The organism is Virgifigura deserti, from assembly GCA_003576685.1.
Classification (GTDB): Bacteria; Pseudomonadota; Alphaproteobacteria; order Dongiales; family Dongiaceae; genus Virgifigura; species Virgifigura deserti.
Genome location: QOZR01000004.1, coordinates 115,388 through 137,229 on the forward strand (window position 1 = coordinate 115,388; position 21,842 = coordinate 137,229).

Here is a 21,842-nt window from a genome sequence, read left to right on the forward strand (position 1 = left end):
TGCCGCTCTTTTCCGCTCATCGAGCGCATCTTCGGCGATGCCGACTATCAGGGACCAAAGGCCGCAAGGGTCGTCGCCGACACGGGGCGCCGGACGTTCGAGATCGTCAAGCGCACCGATGTCCGACGCGCGACGTCGAGCGCTACGCCCGCACCTCCGCAACCTTCGTGCACCCGGCCATGATTCGACTCAAGCTCCGACGTTTGACCCGACCAAGTCGTTCGGCCTGAATCCCTTCTTCTTGGATCGGCTCCCAGGCCTCACAAGCGGCTGTGGTTCCGGCTCTCTACACGGCACCACTTGCCTGTCGACATGTGAAGGAAGGCGGACTGTGAAACTGGTTCCGCCTCCAACCGTGCTGTCCACAGTCAGTGTGCCCCCAAGTAACCCGCACAGGCGGTAGCACAGGGGCAACCCGAGGCTCGGCTCACGGTATCCGCTCGTCGTTTCATCCTTGCGTATACTGAAGCTTTCGAAAAGGCCTTCCAATTCGTCGGAATGTATTCCCACGCCCGTGTCACGCACGGCAATGGTGACATCATCCGCCTGCCTTGCCGCAAAAACCGTTATAGTTCCGTTCTCGGTGAATTTTGTGGCGTTCTCCAGAAGGCGCCATAAAATTTGCCGCAGCTTGGCGCGATCGCTGACAAAGACACCAAATGCGTCTGGTCGTGTGACCTGGAGCAGAACGCCTTTTTCGCTAATCGGGCCATGCCATTGATCGACCACCTCGTCAATCAGAGCGTCCAGTTCGAATTGCTCCGCGGACAATTCCATTCTACCGGCCTCCAGCTTTGCGAGGTCCAGAAGATCGTTGATACCACGAAGAAGACTCTTTCCGGCGTCTCTTATCGCCAGCAGGTCCTGCGCCTGCTGGCCTCCTGGCGCCGTTTCCTCGATCAGAATCTCGCTATATCCGATGATAACGTTCAGCGGCGCTCTGAGTTCGTGACTCATGTTCGCGAGAAACTCCGTCTTTGCCAAGACCGCACGGTTCGCCTGCTCCGTCGCCTGTCGGAGCTGGCGTGCCGTGTCGCGATGGAGCCGCACCTCCTGTTCCAATTCACCCTGCGATGAAACGATGTTGCGATAGTAGAGCGCCATCATCGAAACATATATTCCAGCGCAAAACGTCGAAACGAAACCCATGCTGGCCAAGTCTCTGACGGACACCTCGGCCCGAAAGCCGTACCAACTGTAAATGGCGTCGAAGGCGACCAAATTCGCAACAATGATGAGCAAGACGATTATTCTCAGCCGGGGTTGCGGAAGATAGAAAAATGCCAGCAACGGCACGGTGACCATCCACGGCAAGATTGGCGAGCTTATGCCACCGTAATGATAGCACCCCCATAGAATGACGAAGATCAGGTTCTGAATGGAAACAAGGGCGAGCGGGACGTAGTGGCGGGTTACCTTGAGCAAGGCACCAAGGGGCCAGAACGCCGTGATCGAGAGAAAAAGCACCCACCATGCACCATCCGCGGTGCCCATCTCGAACACGATGTAAAAGGAAATCGTATGCCCGAGAAATGGGCCGAAGAGGTGGCTGAACACGAACATCCGAACGGCCTGCACGATGTCCAGGTCGCGCCTGAGTCTGTCCGGAATGAACGAATCCACGGCCACACTTATGCGGCCGAGAGTTTTGTTTATATGCTGCGGCATTGCTATGCTGGCTGCACACGCCCAGGCATCGCGTCGTCCTGCTCGACGCTCAGTCCTGTTTCTGAATGGCGCCAGATCGGAATCTGAACCGTAAAGGTCGACCCTCGACCGATCTCGCTTTCCATGGTGATTTGGCCCTGCATCAGCAAGCAGAGTCTCCTGCTGAGAGCGAGCCCCAATCCGGTTCCGCCATATTTGGAAGCGGTGGCCGGCTCAGCCTGATTGTAGGAGGCGAATACTTTTTCGATGTTCTCCGGCGCAATCCCGATCCCCGTGTCCCGCACCGAAATTTTAATCACATCCGACAACGGGCCAGGATGCCTCGCCACTTCAAAAAATACACTCCCATTGCTCGTGAATTTCCCTGCGTTGCTCAGTAGATTTATAATGACCTGCCGCAGGCGCGTCTGATCGCACATTGCCTGGCCGAGAGCGTTCTTCTTTTCTACTATGAATCTGTTTCCGTTTGCCTCCACCAGTCCGGAACAGGTTGAGGCGATATCATCGATGAAGGCATCCATACTGAATTCTTGATCCAGAATCTCCACTTCATCCGAAGAGACTTTCGCGAAATCCAGAACGTCGGCCACCAGAGATAGCAGGTGTCGGCCGGAAATTTTTATCTTGTTCAGTACTTCGACCTTCTCTTGCTCGTCATCTGCGTCCGCCTCCTCAAGAAGGAGTTCGCTGTATCCGATCACGGCATTGAGCGGCGTTCGAAAATGGTGGTTCATTTTGGCAAGAAAAATAGACCGGTTTTCACTGGCTCGTTCCGCCTCCTCCTTTGCCTGACGCATCCGGGCGGACGTGACGAGGTGCCGGGCTATCTCCTTGCGAAGTTCCGATTGCGCGGAAATGACGTAGGCATATGAAACCGCCATCATCGACATGTAGGCCGTTGCCGCGCAAACGGACACCACCCCGACGCCTGCAAGCATTTCAACCGGAACGATTTCAGGAAAGGAACCTCTGAACAGGTAGGCGAGGGCGAGCCCCAGCAGATTGACGATAAAGATCCCCAGGACAAGAAACGCTCGATCTCCCAAGTAGAAGAAACCGATAAGCAGCGCCGTTAGAAACCACGGCAGGAACGGGGAGCTCAGGCCGCCATAGAAGAAGGAGCCGAACACGCACAGGAACGTGAGATTGCAAAGAGAAAAGAGCGCGACCGGTGTCAATCTGCCAAAGGCCTTGATGACCACCGGCAGAGGCAGGAAAAGCGATGCCAGAAGGAACAGGCCCCAAAAGGGAAGATGAGGATCGGGGTCTGCAATATAAAGATAGTAGATAATTCCGGCCGCGAAGAACGGGCTGAGCAGATGGCTGATGACAAAGATCCGCGTCTGCCAGAATAAGCCGGTGTCGACGCGCAACTCGCCGGGAATGAACCAGTCAGCGAAACGCAGAAGCCAACTGCGCGCCGTGGCCGCCGCCGAGGGTTGCGCGTCGCCCGAGATCATGCGGTGCGGACCATCACTTGCGGATCATTGGCCGCCATGCGAAACCGATAGCGATCGTACTCCGGCCTGGCATCCCTTACCGCACGTGCAAAGCGCTCGACCGCCAGCTGAATGTGCTGGTCCGTATGGGTCGGCATCACTTGGAAGCGAAACCGTGCGTTGCCCTTCGCGACCGCCGGGAACTCCACCAGGTTGGCCACGACACCGAGACCCGGCAGGCGCCGACTGACCAAGCGTGCAAGAGCCTCGTCGCCCACGACGACCGGTACGATGGCCGAGGGGTCGCCGAGCACCTCGAGGCCGGCGTTGTCGAACGCGGCACGCAGCCGGCAGATGCGATCCATCAATTGGCGGCGGAGCGCCCCGCCGCGATCCGACCGGACAATCTCGAAGGCCTTGGTTACGGTGGCAGCCTGCACCGGAGACAACGCGTTGGAGAACGTCGCTGTAGAGCCGTAATACTTGAGATACTGCCTAACGGCCGGGGAGTTGCACGCCACGAACCCACCGTTCGAAGCGAATGTCTTCGAAAAGCTCCCCATGACGATGTCAACCTTCCCGAGCATGTTCTGCAGACCGATGAAGCCTCGACCATCCTCGCCGATGCACCCGAGGTCGTGGGCTACGTCAACCAGCAGCGTCGCTCCGAACTCGTCACACAGGTCCTGCAGCGCAGCGATGTCCGGTGTGTCGGAATCCATGGAGAACAGGCTCTCGGTGATAACGAGAATCCCGTTGTTCCTATCCCGATCCCGAATTCGTTTCAGGCGACGACGGACGGACGCGGTATTCAGATGTCCGTGAAGGTGCACGTTCGACGTGGCCGAGCCGGCGCCTTCCTGCAGGCATGCATGGGCAAGGCCATCCATGATAATGTGGTCGTCTGGCCCAACGAGAGCCTTGATCACCCCGTAGCCGGCTGCCCAGCCGGTGGGATACAGGACGGTATGGTCAAGTTGGAGGAACTCCGAAATCGTCCTCTCCAACTTCAATGAGTATTTGGTGTTTCCCGCGAGCGCCGATGAACCGGCACTGTGGACTCCGTATTCCTCGATGACCGCCTTTGCGGTTTCCTTCATCTCCGGATCGGAGGAAAGGCCGAGATAATCTTGCGACGCAAAGTTGACGCCCTGGAAGCTTACGCCAGAGTCGTCCTTTGCCACGCAAACCGCGCGAGGTGCCTCTTCGGTCGATTTCGAATAGGGCCACAGCCCGTGGCGCCGACGCACATCCTGCCATCGGTAGAATTCGTCGACACGCCCTAGAAGATCCACCCCTTTCAATTCGCGGTAATCACGCACGCTTCCAGTAAACGCTTCAAGCGGATCCATATTTTGGTTCGAAATTGCCATCCTGGCCTCCTTGTCGTTTGCTTAATACTTGTAGGCTAAACCCTATCTACGCGCGGAACTGCAAATCCGTGGAAAGGCTCGACGGCGCTCAAGCCTTCCTGGCACCGCAGCCGCCCAGTCATTCCCAAAGCTCACTGGGTTGCCCCAACCGATGCCGTGCGGCACACCGGGCTCCCCAGCTGAAACCCGCGCTTCCGTGCTCTGCAGGTCCCGACAGCGCCACGGAACAAAACCAACATCCCGAAATGCTGCCCCCTGCACATCTTAGGAAACCAAACTTCGATCTGCGTGGATGGCCCGCTCAGCGGGAAGCGTAACCGTTATGCAGGTGCCGCCGCCGGGCACACTCTCTATAGCGAAACGACCCCCATGCAGCTCGGTCAGCTTTTTGCTGATTGGCAATCCCAGGCCGGTTCCCTGATACTTGCGGCTCAACCTGCTGTCGATCTGACGAAACGGCTCAAGCGCGACGGAAACCTCCGCATTCGTCATTCCAATACCGGTGTCCCGAACCTCGAGGACGGCACAGCCGTCGACATTCCGTGCCGTGAGATCGACTTGGCCGCCCGGGTTCGTGAACTTTATGGCGTTCGACAGCAGGTTCAGGAGAACCTGCGTTATCCGGCGCTGATCTCCCATGACCAGCGGCATCGCACTGTCAACCGCCACCGACAATTGGACACCAGCATCCTGCGCCGCCCGGGATACCGTCTGCCGACAGTATTCAATCATGCTGGCAATATCGATCGTGTCTTCTATCAGTTCGAGGCGTCCCGCATCCTGCTTGGCAAGATCGAGGACATCATTGATGACCGCCAAGAGATGCCGTCCGCTATCCCCGATATCCTTCGCGTATATTTTGTAGTTCGTATAGCCGTCCCGCCCCAAGGTATCGGCCGCCATAATGTCCGCGAACCCGATGATGGCGTTCAGCGGGGTTCGCAGCTCATGGCTCATCGCAGCGAGAAACTCGCTCTTCGCCCGGTTCCCAGCCTCGGCAGCGTCCCGTGCGGCGACCAACTCACGCTCCGCGCGCCACCGCTCCGTCACGTCGAACAACGAGGTACCAATGCCGACAGAGGAGCCCGAACCGCGTATTGGAAAGCTTGTCGCGAGGAACACGCGGCGATCTTCGCCCTCCCCCACCATGATTTGGGCGTGGGTCGGCGCCTCGGCAGCGAGCGCGGCTTCGTCCAGGCGAACGACCTCTGCTGACGCGGCATCCTGAAAGAAGTCCTGAGTCCGCCCGACCGCGTCTTCCGAATCGAATCCCAAGAATGCACCGTACTGGGTGTTTACGGTCAGGAACTCACCATTCCGATTCTTCAGCGCCAAGCCGGCAGGCAATTGATCGACAAGCGATCGCAGACGCTGATCCGCCATGTCGAGTTCGCCCTCGAGCCGTGATTGATCCTGCTTGTGCGCGAGCTGGCTTTCGATCCGTGCCAATGCCACCTGAAAATCGACCGGCTTCGTCACATAGTCATTGGCACCGAGCCTGAGCGCGGCCGCCGTTTGGCTGCTCTCGCCGTGCGCCGTGACCATGATTACCGGCAGATTCAACGGTGAGTGCTTCTGACGAACTCTCTTCAGAACCTCGATCCCGTCCAAATCGGGCATCGCAATATCGAGCAGCACCAGATCGAAGTGTTCACGCCCGATCAAACTCAGAGCCGAGCGTCCACCATCCGCCTCTGCAACGTCGAAGTCAGAGCGCGCCAAGCGACGCAGGAGGATTGCTCTGTTGTCCTTGATGTCGTCAACGACAAGTATACGTGGCTTACTTGCTTGCATGGCGCTATGCTTTCACAAGAACATCGCTGATCTTCGAAAGAAGGCGGTCAAAATCCACTGGCTTCGTATCGAACGCCTCGCAACCCGCCTCGAAGCTCCTCGCGCGGTCCTCTGTCGTGGCATGGGCCGTCAGCGCGATGATGGGAATCGCCGCGGTCGCCACATCAGCCTTGATCTGCCGGGCCGCTTCCCAGCCATCCATCTCGCCCAGCCCCAGGCCTATATCCATCAGGATGACGTTTGGATGCTCTCGTTTGGCCGCTGTGATACCGGAAAGGCCGTCCGCGGCCGTACACACCTCGAAGCCGCTCCGAACCAACCGACGCCCAAGCATATCTCGGTTCATTTCGTTGTCCTCGATCAACAGCACTTTGGTCATTTTCCTTCCCCAAGTACCGTTCTTCGCGACCCCTACCCGCTGACGCAAACGAAGGCGCCGCCAAATTCGATTCGCTCGACTGACACCGTCGCCCCAACTGGCCGGCTTACCCGCATGGCGCCGGTTCCAACGAATGACCTGCCCCTCATCTAGAAGCTCCACACTCCCTTGACCGCAACGACGTCGAAACCGCCCTCGTAGGTGGCGCTGGTCGTGACCGATGTATCGAGCCCAGTGCCATCGAAGTAGGTATCGGTACGGTCGATCCTACCGTCCTTCACGAACACGTGGGCGTAGGCGAAATCGACCGAAAAGTTATCGGAAAACGCGTAGCTCGCACCGGCCGTGACGTAGTAGCGGTCCCCATCGGGTACGCGGGTGCTGCGAAACGACGGATCGGTAGTCGGCGTCTCTTCGTATTGAAAGCCGCCGCGGAGGGTCCAGCGCTGATCCAGGTCGAATTCGGCGCCCACAGCGACCGAAATGCTGTCGTCGTAATTCTGCTCACGGACCACGTCGGGCGAACCGTCATCGTAGCGGATTCGCACCTCCTCATATTCACTCCAAGTGAAATAATTGAACTGACCGAGCAGCGTCAGTCGGGACGTGAGTTCGTGGGCAACGCCGACGCCGATCACGGCAGGCAGGTCGAGATCCGCCTTCATGTCCGACCGGCCGTTTGCGCCCGCAAGGGGCCCGGTCAAGCCGGATGTCGTTGTATCGCCCTCGAGCTCGTGGCTGGTGCCGTGGCGGTAATGCACGCCGAAACGCGTGCTCGGCACCGGCGTGAAGGTGAGGCCGACATTGAATCCAAGCGCAAAGGAATCACCCTTGGCGCGGAAGTTCCCGTCTGTCGCCGCTGTCGGCCCGCCCGGATTCATCGGGTCCGGGATTCGATTCTCCAATGTCGCGTTGGCGTACTGAATATCGAGGCCGCCGCCGATAGACAGACTATCGCTTACCCGATAGGCGACCGATGGCCCGAAGTCGATGACTTGCAGGTCGGTGTACGTCGATTCGTACCGGCCGAACCAGTCATCGTCATACTCCAGCTTCATACCGAAAGGGGCCGTTACACTGAAGCCGAGCCAAAGGTCACGACCGGCAACCGGAGATACGACGTACAAATTCGGGATCGTCGTCACGCCGAACGGATTGCCACCGTCGCCTCCCGAGATGGGAGCAGGAGCACCGCTGTTGCCTGGCGTCGTCGCGGTCGAACCCTCGTTCGAGAAGTCCGCCCTCGGCATCAAAAAGGTTGTGCTTAACGCTAGCGAAGCGCCATCGAGATTGGTCATGCCGGCGGGATTGAAGAAAATAGTGCTTTCATCATCAGCCGCCGCAGCGGACCCGGCGTTCGCGCGCCCGATCCCAACTGCACCCTGCTCTTGAAAGTAAAGACCCGCCGCCTGTGCGTTGACGGTGAAAAATGTCGTCGTCGCCCAAACCACGCCGCCGACGCCAACCATTCCGCAACGCCGAAGAAACTGCAGGCGTGAACCGACGGGATTCCGAAGGATGATGTCCAGACTATGCATTGCGATCTGCCTTACACGAGAACAGGGAGCTTACGACGAACGCCAACCAAAACTTTTGCCAATTGGTCAAATGGTATTCGACTTACGCCGAAAATTGTATAACAGCTCAAATGCTATGCCAAGTATTTTTAAGACGTATGCTTCATATTTATTTAGCTATTATTCTATCTTTATTTTGTACCTTTAATGATTACATAATATTATGAACTTTCTATTAACTCTCCTGCAGAAACCATGTTCGCGCTAGGTTCGCGAGGTTCTGAACGCCATTTGCTCGGTGCTTTCGTCGGGTTGCCAATGAGAGGCGCTGCCGAAGGACCTGCCGCCGAAGAGCACGGCGCATCATCAGTTCATGCTGTGGGATTGGGACGGCAGGTTGGAGCGTATCCGCCACGCGCCCCATGTCGCGGTGCGCGAGCACGAGGGACACGTGGCAAGCCCAACGGCCGCAATCATCGGCAGCCAGAGCGCCAAGGCGTTCCTCTATGCCGCCTCCGTTATTCTCCTCGCACACTGGCTCCGAGTCAGAAGGCGAAGCGCGCCCCGACCTTGAGGATATGCGCTGTCGTGTCCTCGTAGCCTTCATAGTCCGCCGTGTTTATCCAGAGAAAGCGATAGGCGGGCACGATATCGAGCGTTTCCGTTACCGGCAGGCTGAGGCCAACCTCGCCAAAGGCGGCGAGGTCCGTCTCGGTGCCGCCGTAGAAGGTCCAGCCGGCCACGGTGAAGCCATCCACCGACAGCTGAGCGAACCCGAGGCCGCCGCCGACATAGGGCGAAACCAGGCCTTTCGTCTTGATGTCGTAGAAGAGATTGGCCGTGGTGAGCAGCGTCGATACCTCGTAGTCGCTGAGATCGTAACTGGAGGAATTGACGCCATCGCTGAGCTTTATCCGGTCGCCCTCGATGCTGGCATATCCGACCTCGAGCTCGGTCCGGAAACCGTTCCCGACGGCATAGCCGATCGCACCGGACACCATGGTGGCGCTCTGGTAGGAGAGTTCGGCACGGACGCCGCCGTCATTGGCCTCTTCATCCATAGGGGACACGAAACCAAGCGTTCCGGCAAAGTAACGCCCCTTCGACTGCGCAAGAGCCGCATCGGCATAGAACAGCGCAGCAAAATAAATAAAAATGCCGAATAACTTTTTCACGACTCTCTTTTCCGCATAAATAATCAACAGGACAATTGATTATATTCAGTGCATTACTTTGTCAATTTCCTCATTTTCACGAGAAAACAGCGGGCTTAATTTAATAATATCCGATAAATAGCAGCACAGGTTGCTAGCTTTGCCCTCATCGCTCCGGGTGCGGCGCCCTTGCCCTTCGGCGAAACACCGGAGACGGCTCGCGGCCTCTACTGCCGCCGCCGATAGATCGACAGCCCGATCTCGTCGCTGGCGATCTGCTCGCGACGGCGCAGCACGGCCTGTCGCCGCGCCTCCCTGCTGCTCAGTGCCTGCTCGTACCGCTTCATCTCCCGATAGGCTTCGGCAATCTCTTCCCGCACCTCCTCAAGCTCGCTTTCCACTTCCCGCGCTGAGGTTTCGAGCCTGGCGCAGCGGTTCCGGATCGCGCTGGCATAGCCGGGCAAGGACCGTTGAAGCTCGATGGAGCTGGCGGCCGCTTCCTGCTCCCGACGCAGTTCGGCTTTCAGCTGCTCCATGTCCCGCCGAAAGCGGTCCGCCAGCCGTTCGAGGTCCGCGCCCCTCCGGCGCTTCTCATCGAGTTTCCAGCGATGCAGCCGAATCAGCTGCTCGATGGCGCTCATTGCGCCAATGCCCCGCTAGAAGCATCCCCGGCAGCATCAAGGATCGCGGCCAGCTTGGCGTAACCGCTCAACAGGTCGTCCCGCTCCGCCTTGTCCTGGGCAAGGAACGCCTCGAGCGCGGGGTAGTGGTCGATCGCCGCGTCCACCGCCGCGTCGCTGCCGCGACGATAGGCTCCGAGGCGGATCAGCTCGGCCATGTCCTCATAGGTCGCGAGAAGGCCCCGGGCGCGGCGGATCAGGGCGTTCTCTTCGTCCGAGTTACAGCCCGGCAGGGTCCGCGAGACGCTTCGCAAGAGATTGATCGCCGGATAGCGCCCCCGTTCGGCGATCGCGCGGTCGAGCAGGATATGACCATCCAGAATCCCGCGCACCGCATCGGCGATCGGCTCATTGTGGTCGTCGCCCTCGACGAGCACGGTGAACAAGCCGGTGACGCTGCCCTTCCCGCAGCCCGGACCGGCCCGCTCCAGCAGGCGCGGCAGCTCGGCGAAGACCGACGGGGTGTAGCCTTTGCTGGCGGGCGGCTCGCCGGCGGACAGACCGATTTCCCTCAACGCCATGGCGAAGCGGGTCACGCTGTCCATCAGGCAGAGCACCTGGTCGTCCTGATCACGAAAGAATTCGGCGAGGGCGAGCGTGAGATGGGCGGCCTGTCGGCGCATCAGCGGCGATTCGTCCGACGTGGCCACGACCACGATGCTGCGGGCGAGACCCTCCGGCCCGAGCTCGTCGGCGATGAACTCCTGCACCTCGCGACCCCGCTCGCCGATCAGGCCGATGATATTGACGTCGGCGGCGGTATAGCGCGCCAGCATCGAGAGCAGCAGCGACTTGCCGACGCCCGAACCGGCGAAGATGCCCATCCGCTGTCCCCGGCAGCAGGTCAGGAAGGTATTGATCGCGCGGACGCCGACGTCGAGCTTGCCGGCGACGCGCTGGCGCGCATGGGCGGGAGGCGGCGGGTTACGAAGCCGGCAGGCGATCAGCCCGCCGGGGAGCGGCCCCTTCCCGTCGATCGGCTCGCCCAGCGCGTTGACGACCCGCCCGAGCCAGGCGCGCGAGGGGCGAACTACCGGCTCGACATCGACCGCCTCGGCCTTGCAGCCGAGCCCGACTCCTTCGAGAGCGCCATAGGGCATGGCCAGGGCCCGCCCATTGCGCAGGCCCACAACCTCACAGGGAATCCGGCGTCCACTCCTGTCGACGAGGTTGCAGCGCGCGCCGATGGACAGCGCGCGCTCCGCCCCCGCAACCTCAACCATCATGCCAAGAACGGCCGTTACACGGCCGTAGAATCGAGTCTCGGGAATTCGTTCGAGGTCGCTAAGAAGGGTCTCGACAGGTCGGATGCTGCTAATCATTGGGTTGTGTGCAGGAATAAAAAGGCTATCAGATGGTTGACTGGATCATCTCAGGCTGTATTTAAGCATCGGTAAATTCGGTTAATGAGGGCATAGCTCGGTTGGGACTGCGCCGGGTAAAGGTTTATTAACCTGCTTCCCGGAAAGTGGTTAAGGGGCTAATCTTAAGAAGTACTAGGGAATAGGGACTCACCGATGCGCGTTCTTTTGGTGGAAGACGACTCGAATACGGCGCAGAGCATCGAATTGATGCTGAAGTCCGAAAGCTTCATCGTCGACTCGACGGACCTCGGAGAGGACGGGCTGGAGATCGGGAAGCTCTACGATTACGACATCATCCTGCTCGACTTGATGCTGCCGGACATCGATGGCTATGAGGTACTGCGGCGGCTTCGGGCGGCGCGGGTAAACACGCCGATCCTGATCCTGTCGGGGCTCAACGAGTTGGACAACAAGCTCAAGGGCCTCGGCTTCGGCGCCGACGACTATCTCACGAAACCGTTCGACAAGCGCGAGCTGATCGCCCGTATTCAGGCAATCGTCCGCCGCTCGAAGGGGCATTCGGACTCGGTGATCCGGACCGGCAAGCTGGCCGTCAATCTGGACGCCCGCACGGTCGAGGTCGAGGGCCAGCCGCTGCATCTCACCGGCAAGGAGTACGGCATCCTCGAACTCCTGTCGCTGCGCAAGGGCACGACGCTGACCAAGGAGATGTTCCTCAACCATCTCTATGGCGGGATCGACGAGCCAGAGCTGAAGATCATCGACGTGTTCGTTTGCAAGCTGCGCAAGAAGCTGGGCAATGCCACCGGCGGAGACAGCTATATCGAAACCGTCTGGGGCCGCGGCTACGTTCTGCGCGACCCGGTCGAGGAGATCCCGGCGCAGCCGAAGCGCGACGCCGCCGTCGTTTGACGGCCGGCCGCGCCGACAAGGCGCAAACGCCCTGAATCACGGAAACGCCGAGGCGCGGAGATTCTCGCAAGAGCATCTCCGCGCCTCGGTGTCCCTATGGGGCGCCCCGTGATCAGTATTCAGACAGCAGCGACGATCATGGGGTTGGGCATGGCGCCCGGCGGTACGAGGCCGTAGATGCCCCGCTGCCCGTCGACGACCTGGAACCGGTCGGACACCCCAAGGACGGTTTCGGCGCCGCCAAGATAGAGAAAGCCATCGTTTGGCATCTGCTTGGCGATCCGGGCGAGCACGGTCGACTTGGTCTGCTGATCAAAATAGATCAGGACGTTGCGGCAGAAAACCACGTCGAAACTGCCGAGCGGCGTCAGATCGTTCAGCAGATTGAACGAGCGGAAGGTAACCATGTCGCGGATCTTGGCATTGATCTGCCAGCGGTCGCCAACCTGCTGGAAATACTTCACCAGCATGCTGATCGGCAGACCGCGCTGGACCTCGAACTGCGAATAGGTGCCCTCTCGCGCCCGGTCGATGATCTCGTTCGAAAGATCGGTGGCCAGGATCTCCACCCGCCAGCCGGCCAGCTTGTTCGCCTCCGCGTCCAAGATCATGGCCAACGAATAAGGCTCCTGCCCGGTCGAGCAGGCGGCGCTCCAGATCCGGATCGTCCGTTTGTGCGCGCGGGCCTCGAGGAGCCGCGGCAGCACTAGAGACTGGAACTGCTCGAACGGCTTGGCGTCACGGAAGAAGAACGACTCGTTGGTCGTCATCGCTTCGGTAATCGCGCACAGCAGTGTTTCGTCCGGCTGGCCGCGGACCAGCCTCGCAAGCTCGTCGAAGCTCGTCAGCTTCCATCGGCGGGCAACGGGCAGCAACCGGCTTTCCAGCAGGTAAGCCTTGTCCTTCGAGAGCGTCAGGCCCGACCGATCCTTCAGGATCCGACAGATGAGATCGAAGTCGTTCACGTTCATGCCGCCGACCTGAGAATCAGCTTGCGGAGATAGGGCGCGATGTCTGGCAGGGGCAGCACGGCGCTGCACAGTCCCGCGGTCGCGACCGCGCCGGGCATTCCCCAGACGACGCTGGTCGCCTCGTCCTGCGCGACTACGGCGCCACCGGCGGCGATGACCGCCTCGGCCCCGCGCAGGCCGTCATGCCCCATACCCGTTAGGATCAGGGCGAAAACGCCGCTGCCATAGGCCCGGGCGAGACTGCGCAGCATCGGATCCACGGACGGGCGGCAATAGTTCTCCGGCGGCTCCTTCGACAGCCGAACGACTTTCCGATCGCGCTCGGGGATCACCGTCATGTGAAAGTCACCCGGGGCGATGTAGATACGCCCACCCGTCACCGGCTCGCCGTCGCGCGCCTCAGCCGCCGGGGTTCGACTGGCCTGCGCGATATGCTCGGCCAGGATCGTGGTGAAGGTGGCCGGCATATGCTGGGTGACGAAGATCGGCAGGCTGACGGCGCCGGCAATGCTCGACAGCACCGTGAACAGCGCCTGGGGGCCGCCCGTCGAGCTGCCGATCGCGAGAACGGCCGGGGCGGCGATCGGAATGGTCCGAAGACGGACGGGCCGACCGGCATTGGCGTGCGGGCGCACCGGCGGGCCGGCGGCCGGGTCCCGCGGCCGCGGCATCGGGAGTCCGCTGCTCTCCCGGGCTGCGATCGCCAGTGCCTTCACCTTGGCGATCAGGTCGCGCTTGAAGTCGTCGGCGGATCCGACGTCCCGGTTCGAGCTCGGCTTCGCGATGCACTCGGCGGCACCGGCGGCAAGCGCCTGCAGGGTAATATGGGCGTTCTGCCGCGTCAGGGCCGAGGCCATGATGACCTGAAGGCCCGGCCGTGCCGCGATCAGCTTCGGCAGCGCCGTCAGCCCGTCCATGACCGGCATTTCGATGTCGAGGACCACCACCTCGATCGCCGCCGCGCGGCCCAAGGCCGCAAGCGCCATGCTGCCGTTGCCCACGGAGGCGACGACCCTGATCAACGGATCGCTTTCGAGTGTCCGGGTTAGCAGCCCGCGGACCACGGCGGAATCATCCACCACCATGACCTGGATCTGCGCGTGTTCTGAACTGTCCGACTGCGTCGTCACTTGGGTGTTCCTGGCACTTGGTCCGCGCGGGCGTCCCGGATTTTCTACAGCAGGCCCGCCTGCGCGAACTTGGACTCGATGATCTCGCTGTCGAACGGCTTCATGATGTATTCGTTGGCGCCCGCACCGATCGCCTCCTGGATATGCCGCATGTCGTTCTCCGTCGTGCAGAAAACGACGACGGGCGCCTCACCGCCGGCGGTGCGCCGCAATTCCTGGAGGAACTCGATACCGGTCATCACCGGCATGTTCCAGTCGAGCAGGATCGCGTCGGGCATCTCCTGCAGGCAGGCGCGGAGCGCGTCCTGCCCGTTCTCCGCCTCCTCGATGCGGAAATTCAACGCCTCGAGGATCTTCCGCGCGACCATGCGCACGACCTTAGAGTCGTCAACGATCAGACAGGACTTCATCGCCACGCTCCCGTGTTCCGGCCGAACCTGCAGCTAGACACTCTCACGCGGCCTCCGCGCGGCCGATCTGGAGCAGACGCGCCACATCAAGGACCACGAGAAGACTCTGCTTGAGACGGTGAATGCCCTCCGAAAAGTCGCGCCAGCGCGGATCTAGGTTCGGCGGGTTCCGCTCGAAGTCCCGCACCCGCAAGGAGAGAACCTCGCCGACGGAATCGACCAGCAGGCTGTAGAGCTCGCCGCCCTGATCGATCACCACGCTCATCGCCGTTTCCGACTCCGGCCGCGGCGGAAGACCGAGCCGCAGCCGCACGTCGATCGCCGTGACGATCCGTCCGCGCAGGTTCAGCGACCCCGCGACCTCGGGCGGCGCCAGCGGAATTCGGGTGATGCGCTGCGTCCCGAGGACGTCCTGCACCTTCAGCACCGGCACGCCGAACAGCTGACCGCCGATCGTCATCGAGACATAGTCCTGCATTTCGCCAGCGGCTTCGACCTCCGCCCCGGCGGTCGTCCTCGCCTTCGGTTCATCCGCCGTCATGCGGCACCTCGCACATCCATCAGGCTTTCGGAAAGCGTCTGCAGCAGCGCGTCGCGATCGAACTTCGCGACATAGTCGTTGAAGCCCACCGCCCGTCCGCGGTCGATGTCGCGCGGCGACGAGTGCGAGGACAGCGCGACCATCGGCGTGTTCTGCCAGCGCGTCCCCTTCTTCACCGTCTGGGCGAATTCGAAGCCGTTCATGCCTGGCATCTCGATGTCGCTGATGATGACGTCGAAATCCTCGCCGGCCTCATGGAGCATCAGCGCCTTGGCCGCGCTCTCGGCCGTCGTCACGTCATAGCCGGCGACCGACAGGAGCGGCGCCAGCAGGTTTCTGAAGAAGGGGCTGTCGTCGATCAGCAGGACGCGCTTGCCATCGCCGCCATCGCCCTCCGCCGTCCCGAACCAATCGCGGAAGGCCTGCGTCAGATAGTAGCCCGCGTCGATGATGTCGGTCGCGTGACCGGCGATGATCGCGCTGCCAATCCGCCCCGGCTCATCGGTAGACAGCTCCACCGCAAGCCGGTCCTCGACGATGTCGAGGATGGCGTCAACGGCGAGGCCCATCGATCGGTCACGGTCGGAGAAGACGAGAATCGGCTGCTTCCCGGTCTCCCCGATCTGGTGGTCGGCGCTGATCGAGATCAGCGGCATGAGCTGGCCGCGATATTGCACGACGCAGACGCCGTTGGACCGCTCGACCGTCGCTAGGTCGATCTCCTCCAGGCGGGCGACAAGCGCCAGCGGTACCGCCTTCGGCGCGCCGTCGCCGGCGCGGAACAGCAGGAGTGGCACGCGCTCCTCGCCGCGGTGGTCGCGGTGGGTGGCGACATCCGCAACGACCGCCTCGGCGAGGTTCATCTGGCCGCTCGAGATGGCGATCCCGTTCGGATCGAGGATCATGATCACGCTGCCGTCGCCGAGGATCGTGTTGCCGGAGAAGATCTCGATATGGCGCAGGATCGGCGCTACCGGCTTGACCACGATCTCCTCGGTGTCGAAGACCCTGTCGACGATCATGCCGAAGCTGTGCGTTCCGACCTGGGTCACGACGATGAAGCTGTCCTCCGCGTCGTCGCCCTCGCCGATATGCAGCATCTCGCGCAGCGACACGAGCGGCAGAAGACGATTGCGCAACCGCAGAACAGGCGTGTCCTTGATCCGCTCGACGCTGTTGTCGGAGTTGGCGGAGATGCGAACCAGCTCGACGACGCTGATCTGCGGGATCGCGAAGCGCTCGCCGGCGCATTCGACGATCAGCGCCGAGACGATGGCGAGCGTCAGCGGAATCTTGATGACGAAGGTGGAGCCGCGGCCCTCGGTCGAGCGCAGCTCGATGGTCCCGCCGATCTTCTCGATGTTCGTCTTGACGACGTCCATGCCGACGCCGCGCCCGGAGACGCTGGTAACCTTGTCGGCGGTCGAGAAGCCGGGCCTGAAGACCAGCTGCTGAACCTGCTGGACGGTGAAGTCGTCCAGCTCCGCCTGGGTGGCGATGCCGTTCTGCAGCGCCTTGGCCTTGATTTTTTCGAGCGCCAGACCCCGGCCATCGTCGGAGATCTCGATGATGATGTGACCGCCTTCGTGATAGGCGTTCAGCGTGATCTTGCCGGTATCGGGCTTCTTCCGCCTGCGTCGCTCCTCCGGCGTTTCCAGCCCGTGGTCCGCCGAGTTTCGCACCATATGCGTCAGCGGGTCCTTGATCATCTCGAGGACCTGGCGATCGAGCTCGGTATCCGCCCCGATCATCTGCAGGTCGATCTTCTTGCCCAGATCGTGGGCGAGATCCCGGACCAGGCGCGGCAGCTTCGCCCAGGCGTTCCCGATCGGCTGCATGCGCGTCTTCATCACCCCCTCCTGCAACTCGGAGGTGACGTGATTGAGCCGCTGCAATGGCGCCGCGAACTCGCTGTCCTTCTGCGTACGCAGGATCTGCAGAACCTGATTGCGGGTCAGCACCAGCTCGCTGACCATGGTCATCAGGTTCTCGAGCAGGTCGACATTGACCCGGATCGATTGGTTGGCGACGGCCGAGTCCTTCGTGCCCTCCTCCGCTTCGCCCGGCTTACCGGCGGTCGATGCCGCGGGCTTGGCCGCCTCCCGCTCGCGCTCCGGCGCTTCCCCCGGCGCTTCCGCGGTTGCCGGCATGTCGATTGTCGGGCTGGAGGTCGAAGGCGCTTCGGCCTGCACTGCCGAACCGGCTGCATCCGGGCGGGATGCGGCGATCAGCCCCATGACCGTTTCGGCCGCATCCGCCGGCACTTCGAGCGCGGCCAGGGCGGCGCGCAGATACTCGTCGACGGCCGCGACATCCTGCGGCTCCATCGCCGCCGTCACGAAGCCGCGATGGGCGCTGGCCTGTGCGGCCTCCCGTTCCGATGCCGGCCCGCCAATCAGACCGCCAAGGAAGGCACGTTGCCCCGCCTGCAGAATGTCGAGGTTGATGTCCGCGACGTAGCCCTTCAGCTGCTCGTCCGCGACCACGCTGCCGTAGAAGACCTCGACGATGGCGTCGATCGCCGCCAGACCGCCGACCCGGTCGTACAGGCTGCTGGCGGCGGGTGGCGCGGAAGTCGCGGCCGGCTCCGCCGCGCCGACACCGTCGGCCAGGGCGTTCAGCCGATTGATCAGGGCCGAATCCTCGCCGGCCGGCTCCGCTTCGGTCTGCTCCAGCGTCCCCATCAGCGAGCGGACCCGATCGAGGCATTCCAGGATCAGCGAGACGGCTTCGGGCGTTACCTCGAGCTCGCCGTCGCGGACCTTGCCGAGCACATTCTCTCCGGCATGGGCGACCGCCTCCAGCCGCGGCAGCCCGAGAAAGCCGCAGGTTCCCTTAATGGTATGGACGAGACGAAAGATATTGCCGAGCAAAGCCGGATCGTTTGGATTCTGCTCCAATTTTACGAGTTCGACGTCCAATACCGCGAGGCTCTCCGCAGTCTCGGTGAGAAATTCACTCAGCAGATCGTCCATCAGATTTCCTATGACTTGTCCCGAATATCGGGGAAGACAGGATCTACGACAGGGCTCGGAGTCCCGCCGCGAAGATGGCGATTAGAGTGTCATTGCAACCTTAAGAAGCGGTGAAAACAGTGTCTTGGCAGCCGATCACCGCGCCGCCAGGGCCAGCCGGAGACGCACCGGCCCGGGAGCCGGGGCCGAAACCTCGACATGGCCGCCGAACGCTTCCGCGAGGCGGATCAGGAAATAGCCCTGCACGGTCTTCGCCGTCAGCGCCTCGACATCCGCATCCACGGCGAGCGCCGAGCGGATCTCGTCGGCGAGCCGGGCATCCTGACCGGTCGCGGTCACGGTGGCGACGGCTCCCTGGCCCCCTCCCTCTTGAGACGCCGCCAGATCGACGGCCAGTTCGCCGCCGCGCGGCAGCGCCTCGATGGCCAGGAGCAGCATGTTCAGGATGAGCTTCGCCATGCCCTGCGGCATGCCGGCTTCCGGCAGGCTGGAGGACCAGCCGAGCGTGATCTTGCCACCTTCCAGGATTCCCGACGCGAGGGACCGCGCCTCGCCCTCCCCGACCGCGGCCGTGCTGCCCGCGGCGCCATAGGCGATCCGGTAGAACTGCAACAGGGCGGACGCCCGCCGCACACTCTTGATCGAGAGCGCGAGCGCATCGGCGGCCATCCCCGCCTCCTCCTCTTCCAGCAGCTCGAGCCCGTTGCCGACGGCGCCGACCGGACTGATCAGCTCGTGACAGAGTCGCGACGAAAGCAGTTCGGTGATGCGCAGATCGATCTTCATGGTATTTCTCTTCCCCCTCGGTCCTCTCGGTGCGCCTCGACACGGCGGAGTTGCGGTGCCTTGTATTCCTTCGCCGCACCCCTCTATTAACCGATAATCGACTCTATCGGAATCCCAAGCTTTGGAGATCGCCCGCGATGGTTGAACGTCTCCCTCCCGGCGCCCCTCTGCCCGGCTCCCCGCTGCCCGGCGCGCTCGTGCGTCATCCCGACCGCCCGGACTGGGGGATCGGTCAGGTCCAGTCGGTGATCGGCAACCGGATCACGGTGAATTTCGAGAACGCCGGCAAGCTGCTGATCAAGGGTGATGTGGTCAGCCTGGAGACGGTCGGCCCGGACGAGGACGTCTGACCGACGGCGAGACGAGTCGCGGACCAAGCCTCCCGGCGAACCAAATCGCGCTTGATGGCGTTAACACAAGACCCGGCGCAGAGCATGGACAGGTTCTGTTAGGCGCCTCAAGAAGGAGGGAGATCAACATGCTGAAGTTCCTCGGCGGCACGATTGGGATCATCTTCCTCATTGGCCTGCTGGTCGTGATCGGGATTCTGGCCCTGATCTTCTGAGCTCCCCGTCCCAACCGACCTGCCGAGACATGCCGGTAACATGAAAGGGCCGTCTTCCATGCCCGGTAGCGCTCCGGGAGAGGAGCCTCCCCCTCTCGCCGCAGGCGAGCGCGAGCGCTTGCTGCAGCCGGGGCGGAACTGCTGGCGCATCGAGCGGGCGCACCGGTTCGCGCCGATCGTCGACGCGGCCGACTATTTCGCCGTTCTCAAGGCGGCGATCCTCGAGGCGCGGCACACGGTAATGCTGATCAGCTGGGACTTTGATACGCGCATCCTGCTGGAGCCCGACGATCCGAAGTCGGGCGTCCCGAACAAGCTTGGCGCGTTCATCTCCGAGGTGGTGAAGCGCCGCCCCAAGCTCTGCGCCTATGTCCTCAAATGGGATTTCAGCATCGTCCAGTCGCTCGGGCGGGGCGCAACCCCGCTCTTTATCCTCGATTGGATCACGGATCGGCGCATCCGGTTCAAACTCGACAGCGAGCATCCCCTGGGCGCATGCCATCACCAGAAAGTCGTCGTGATCGACGACGCGCTCGCCTTCTGCGGCGGCATCGACATGACGGTCGGCCGCTGGGACACGCGCGGGCATCTGGACGATGACCGACGCCGGCGCAGCCCCTGGCATCGCTCGCTCGGCCCCTGGCACGACATCACGACGGCCGTGGACGGTGCGGCCGCCAAGGCGCTCGGCGAGCTCGCCCGCGAGCGGTGGCACCGGGCGACCGGCGAGCGCCTCGAGCCGCCGCCGCCTGAGCACGACCCTTGGCCGACACGGCTCGATCCAATGCTCCGCGACATCGATGTCGCGATCGCGCGGACGGCGCCGGCGCATGGCGGCCGCCCCGAGATCCGCGAGATCGAGGCGCTCTATCTGACCGGCATCGCCGCCGCGCGGCGGACGATCTATCTGGAAAGCCAGTATTTCGCCTCGCGCCGGATCGCCGAGGCGCTCGCCGCACGGCTGCGCGAGGTGAACGGCCCCGAGATCGTGATCGTCAACCCGGAGTCGGCCGCGGGCTGGCTCGAGGAGGAGGCGATGGGCTCCGCCCGCGCCCGCCTGATCGCGGAGCTCCGCAAGGCGGATCGGCACGATCGTTTCCGAATCTATACGCCGGTTACCGCCGGCGGGACCCCGATCTATGTGCATGCCAAGGTGATGGCGGTCGACAATCGCCTGCTGCGCGTCGGATCGTCAAATCTCAACAACCGCTCCATGGGCTTCGACACCGAGTGCGATATCGCCATCGAGGCCGTGCCCGGGACGCCCGACGAGACGCGGATCGGCACTGCCATCGCCGCCGTCCGGAATGGGCTCGTCGCCGAGCATCTCGGCGTCACGCCCGACGAAGTGGCCGCCGCCCATGCGGAGACCGGATCCTTCATCCGCGCGATCGAGACGCTGCGACGGCCCGGCCGCACTCTCGTGCCGTTCGAGGCCGAGCTGCCGAACGAGGCCGAGACCTTCATCGCCGAGCATGAGCTCCTCGACCCCGAACGGCCGCAAGGACTGTGGACGGCGCTGACCCGGCGCGTCTGGAGGGGCGGCTCGGCGCTTCGGCCCGCGACGCGGTAAGAGTACTCACCTCGTACGCGTCCGTGCTGCTAAACTGCTCCGCGAGGCACGGCAGAACGGACGGAGCGCATCGAATGTCGGACCCACTTAACCTGAACCGCCTTCCGGATGACCTGCCGCGGCCCGAGGATGACGGCGCGTGCGACCATCTGCCGGGCATGACCATCCCGCCGATCTCGCTGCCGTCGACCGCGGGCCGCGATGTGAGGCTCGCCGACTCCGATGCGCCGCGGACGGTCGTCTACGCCTATCCGATGACGGGTGTTCCGGGCCAGCCGCTCCCCGACGGATGGGACATGATACCAGGCGCCCGCGGCTGTACGCCCGAGGCTTGTTCCTTCCGCGATCACAGCCGGGAACTCGCCGAGCTCGGGGCCGGACTGTTCGGGCTGAGCACGCAGACGACCGCCTATCAGCAGGAGATGGTTCAGCGCCTCCATCTACCTTTCGAGGTGCTGAGCGATCACGAGCTGCGCCTTACCAAGGCTCTTGGGCTGCCGGTCTTGGAAGTGGCGGGTATGGTGCTGATGAAGCGGCTGACCCTGGTACTTCGGGCCGGCCGGATCGAACGGGTGTTCTATCCGGTCTTCCCGCCCGACCGGCATGCCGAGGAGGTCGTCGCCTGGCTCGGCAGCCATCCGCTCTGACAC

Annotated in this window: 20 protein-coding genes and 1 pseudogene; 6 read left to right on the forward strand and 15 right to left on the reverse strand. The window is 62.4% G+C overall.

What is annotated here, in order from left to right; all coding sequences use genetic code 11:
• Window positions 1-189: 189 nt before the first annotated feature.
• From DT069_RS08310 to DT069_RS08335, 6 genes are all read right to left on the reverse strand, one after another.
• Window positions 190-1,623, reverse strand: a complete 1,434-nt coding sequence (locus DT069_RS08310; RefSeq protein WP_162913058.1) for a sensor histidine kinase — start codon at window positions 1,621-1,623, stop codon at window positions 190-192.
• 47 nt (window positions 1,624-1,670) lie between these two features.
• The gene (locus DT069_RS08315; RefSeq protein WP_119459842.1) at window positions 1,671-3,128 is read right to left on the reverse strand and encodes a sensor histidine kinase; all 1,458 of its coding nucleotides are present in this window, start codon (window positions 3,126-3,128) and stop codon (window positions 1,671-1,673) included.
• Window positions 3,125-4,480: an aminotransferase class I/II-fold pyridoxal phosphate-dependent enzyme gene (locus tag DT069_RS08320; protein WP_119459843.1), complete on the reverse strand. Its 1,356-nt coding sequence runs from the start codon at window positions 4,478-4,480 to the stop codon at window positions 3,125-3,127. Before DT069_RS08320 ends, DT069_RS08315 begins: the two co-directional genes overlap by 4 nt.
• Window positions 4,481-4,744: 264 nt before the next feature.
• Window positions 4,745-6,274 (reverse strand): response regulator, encoded by a 1,530-nt coding sequence (locus DT069_RS08325; protein WP_119459844.1) that lies wholly within the window; start codon window positions 6,272-6,274, stop codon window positions 4,745-4,747.
• Between the two features lie 4 nt (window positions 6,275-6,278).
• A complete protein-coding gene (locus DT069_RS08330) occupies window positions 6,279-6,653 on the reverse strand; it encodes a response regulator (RefSeq protein WP_119459845.1) in 375 nt (124 codons plus the stop codon).
• Between the two features lie 149 nt (window positions 6,654-6,802).
• Complete coding sequence (locus DT069_RS08335) at window positions 6,803-8,191, reverse strand: OmpP1/FadL family transporter (RefSeq protein ID WP_119459846.1); 1,389 nt, start codon at window positions 8,189-8,191, stop codon at window positions 6,803-6,805.
• Window positions 8,192-8,438: 247 nt separating this feature from the next.
• Here DT069_RS08335 and DT069_RS24925 point away from each other — a divergent pair.
• Window positions 8,439-8,666: pseudogene (locus tag DT069_RS24925) on the forward strand (transposase); the annotation flags it as partial.
• Window positions 8,667-8,715: 49 nt separating this feature from the next.
• Here DT069_RS24925 and DT069_RS08340 read toward each other — a convergent pair.
• The 3 genes from DT069_RS08340 to fliI all read right to left on the reverse strand — a co-directional run bounded on the left by DT069_RS08340 (window position 8,716) and on the right by fliI (window position 11,326).
• Complete coding sequence (locus DT069_RS08340; protein ID WP_162913059.1) at window positions 8,716-9,345, reverse strand: outer membrane protein; 630 nt, start codon at window positions 9,343-9,345, stop codon at window positions 8,716-8,718.
• Between the two features lie 206 nt (window positions 9,346-9,551).
• Complete coding sequence (locus DT069_RS08345) at window positions 9,552-9,965, reverse strand: flagellar FliJ family protein (RefSeq protein WP_119459848.1); 414 nt, start codon at window positions 9,963-9,965, stop codon at window positions 9,552-9,554.
• Entirely contained in the window at window positions 9,962-11,326 is a 1,365-nt protein-coding gene (fliI, locus tag DT069_RS08350) for a flagellar protein export ATPase FliI (RefSeq protein WP_119459849.1), read from the reverse strand. The genes DT069_RS08345 and fliI overlap by 4 nt, the downstream gene beginning before the upstream one ends.
• A gap of 195 nt (window positions 11,327-11,521) precedes the next feature.
• Here fliI and ctrA point away from each other — a divergent pair, with 195 nt between their 5' ends.
• Window positions 11,522-12,241 (forward strand): response regulator transcription factor CtrA, encoded by a 720-nt coding sequence (gene ctrA, locus DT069_RS08355; RefSeq protein ID WP_119459850.1) that lies wholly within the window; start codon window positions 11,522-11,524, stop codon window positions 12,239-12,241.
• A gap of 119 nt (window positions 12,242-12,360) precedes the next feature.
• Here ctrA and DT069_RS08360 read toward each other — a convergent pair whose 3' ends face one another.
• The 6 genes from DT069_RS08360 to DT069_RS08385 all read right to left on the reverse strand — a co-directional run bounded on the left by DT069_RS08360 (window position 12,361) and on the right by DT069_RS08385 (window position 19,054).
• A complete protein-coding gene (locus DT069_RS08360) occupies window positions 12,361-13,212 on the reverse strand; it encodes a CheR family methyltransferase (RefSeq protein WP_119459851.1) in 852 nt (283 codons plus the stop codon).
• Window positions 13,209-14,297 carry a protein-glutamate methylesterase/protein-glutamine glutaminase gene (locus DT069_RS08365; protein WP_119460120.1) on the reverse strand — a complete coding sequence of 363 codons (1,089 nt, stop codon included), beginning with the start codon at window positions 14,295-14,297 and terminating at the stop codon, window positions 13,209-13,211. The genes DT069_RS08360 and DT069_RS08365 overlap by 4 nt, the downstream gene beginning before the upstream one ends.
• Window positions 14,298-14,386: 89 nt before the next feature.
• Window positions 14,387-14,752, reverse strand: coding sequence for a response regulator (locus tag DT069_RS08370; protein WP_119459852.1), 366 nt, complete (start codon window positions 14,750-14,752; stop codon window positions 14,387-14,389).
• A gap of 43 nt (window positions 14,753-14,795) precedes the next feature.
• Complete coding sequence (locus DT069_RS08375) at window positions 14,796-15,293, reverse strand: chemotaxis protein CheW (protein ID WP_119459853.1); 498 nt, start codon at window positions 15,291-15,293, stop codon at window positions 14,796-14,798.
• On the reverse strand, window positions 15,290-18,268 hold the full coding sequence (locus tag DT069_RS08380) for a chemotaxis protein CheW (protein ID WP_119459854.1): 2,979 nt from the start codon (window positions 18,266-18,268) through the stop codon (window positions 15,290-15,292). Before DT069_RS08380 ends, DT069_RS08375 begins: the two co-directional genes overlap by 4 nt.
• A gap of 135 nt (window positions 18,269-18,403) precedes the next feature.
• Entirely contained in the window at window positions 18,404-19,054 is a 651-nt protein-coding gene (locus tag DT069_RS08385) for a histidine phosphotransferase family protein (RefSeq protein WP_119459855.1), read from the reverse strand.
• Window positions 19,055-19,191: 137 nt separating this feature from the next.
• Here DT069_RS08385 and DT069_RS08390 point away from each other — a divergent pair, with 137 nt between their 5' ends.
• From DT069_RS08390 to DT069_RS08405, 4 genes are all read left to right on the forward strand, one after another.
• The gene (locus DT069_RS08390) at window positions 19,192-19,404 is read left to right on the forward strand and encodes a DUF3553 domain-containing protein (protein WP_119459856.1); all 213 of its coding nucleotides are present in this window, start codon (window positions 19,192-19,194) and stop codon (window positions 19,402-19,404) included.
• A gap of 128 nt (window positions 19,405-19,532) precedes the next feature.
• Window positions 19,533-19,619, forward strand: a complete 87-nt coding sequence (locus tag DT069_RS25155) for a small membrane protein YohP (protein WP_119459857.1) — start codon at window positions 19,533-19,535, stop codon at window positions 19,617-19,619.
• Between the two features lie 58 nt (window positions 19,620-19,677).
• Window positions 19,678-21,192, forward strand: coding sequence for a phospholipase D-like domain-containing protein (locus DT069_RS08400; RefSeq protein ID WP_119459858.1), 1,515 nt, complete (start codon window positions 19,678-19,680; stop codon window positions 21,190-21,192).
• 74 nt (window positions 21,193-21,266) lie between these two features.
• Window positions 21,267-21,839 carry a peroxiredoxin gene (locus DT069_RS08405; RefSeq protein WP_119459859.1) on the forward strand — a complete coding sequence of 191 codons (573 nt, stop codon included), beginning with the start codon at window positions 21,267-21,269 and terminating at the stop codon, window positions 21,837-21,839.
• Window positions 21,840-21,842: the final 3 nt, after the last annotated feature.

What these genes read in the sequence shown, in the direction of transcription:
- DT069_RS08315 (WP_119459842.1), bottom strand. Translation starts at nt 3,128, where the DNA reads ATGATCTCGGGCGACGCGCAACCCTCGGCGGCGGCCACGGCGCGCAGT.
- DT069_RS08320 (WP_119459843.1), bottom strand. Translation starts at nt 4,480, where the DNA reads ATGGCAATTTCGAACCAAAATATGGATCCGCTTGAAGCGTTTACTGGA.
- DT069_RS08325 (WP_119459844.1), bottom strand. Translation starts at nt 6,274, where the DNA reads ATGCAAGCAAGTAAGCCACGTATACTTGTCGTTGACGACATCAAGGAC.
- DT069_RS08330 (WP_119459845.1), bottom strand. Translation starts at nt 6,653, where the DNA reads ATGACCAAAGTGCTGTTGATCGAGGACAACGAAATGAACCGAGATATG.
- DT069_RS08335 (WP_119459846.1), bottom strand. Translation starts at nt 8,191, where the DNA reads ATGCATAGTCTGGACATCATCCTTCGGAATCCCGTCGGTTCACGCCTG.
- DT069_RS08345 (WP_119459848.1), bottom strand. Translation starts at nt 9,965, where the DNA reads ATGAGCGCCATCGAGCAGCTGATTCGGCTGCATCGCTGGAAACTCGAT.
- fliI (WP_119459849.1), bottom strand. Translation starts at nt 11,326, where the DNA reads ATGATTAGCAGCATCCGACCTGTCGAGACCCTTCTTAGCGACCTCGAA.
- ctrA (WP_119459850.1), top strand. Translation starts at nt 11,522, where the DNA reads ATGCGCGTTCTTTTGGTGGAAGACGACTCGAATACGGCGCAGAGCATC.
- DT069_RS08360 (WP_119459851.1), bottom strand. Translation starts at nt 13,212, where the DNA reads ATGAACGTGAACGACTTCGATCTCATCTGTCGGATCCTGAAGGATCGG.
- DT069_RS08365 (WP_119460120.1), bottom strand. Translation starts at nt 14,297, where the DNA reads ATGGTGGTGGATGATTCCGCCGTGGTCCGCGGGCTGCTAACCCGGACA.
- DT069_RS08370 (WP_119459852.1), bottom strand. Translation starts at nt 14,752, where the DNA reads ATGAAGTCCTGTCTGATCGTTGACGACTCTAAGGTCGTGCGCATGGTC.
- DT069_RS08375 (WP_119459853.1), bottom strand. Translation starts at nt 15,293, where the DNA reads ATGACGGCGGATGAACCGAAGGCGAGGACGACCGCCGGGGCGGAGGTC.
- DT069_RS08380 (WP_119459854.1), bottom strand. Translation starts at nt 18,268, where the DNA reads ATGGACGATCTGCTGAGTGAATTTCTCACCGAGACTGCGGAGAGCCTC.
- DT069_RS08385 (WP_119459855.1), bottom strand. Translation starts at nt 19,054, where the DNA reads ATGAAGATCGATCTGCGCATCACCGAACTGCTTTCGTCGCGACTCTGT.
- DT069_RS08390 (WP_119459856.1), top strand. Translation starts at nt 19,192, where the DNA reads ATGGTTGAACGTCTCCCTCCCGGCGCCCCTCTGCCCGGCTCCCCGCTG.
- DT069_RS25155 (WP_119459857.1), top strand. Translation starts at nt 19,533, where the DNA reads ATGCTGAAGTTCCTCGGCGGCACGATTGGGATCATCTTCCTCATTGGC.
- DT069_RS08400 (WP_119459858.1), top strand. Translation starts at nt 19,678, where the DNA reads ATGCCCGGTAGCGCTCCGGGAGAGGAGCCTCCCCCTCTCGCCGCAGGC.
- DT069_RS08405 (WP_119459859.1), top strand. Translation starts at nt 21,267, where the DNA reads ATGTCGGACCCACTTAACCTGAACCGCCTTCCGGATGACCTGCCGCGG.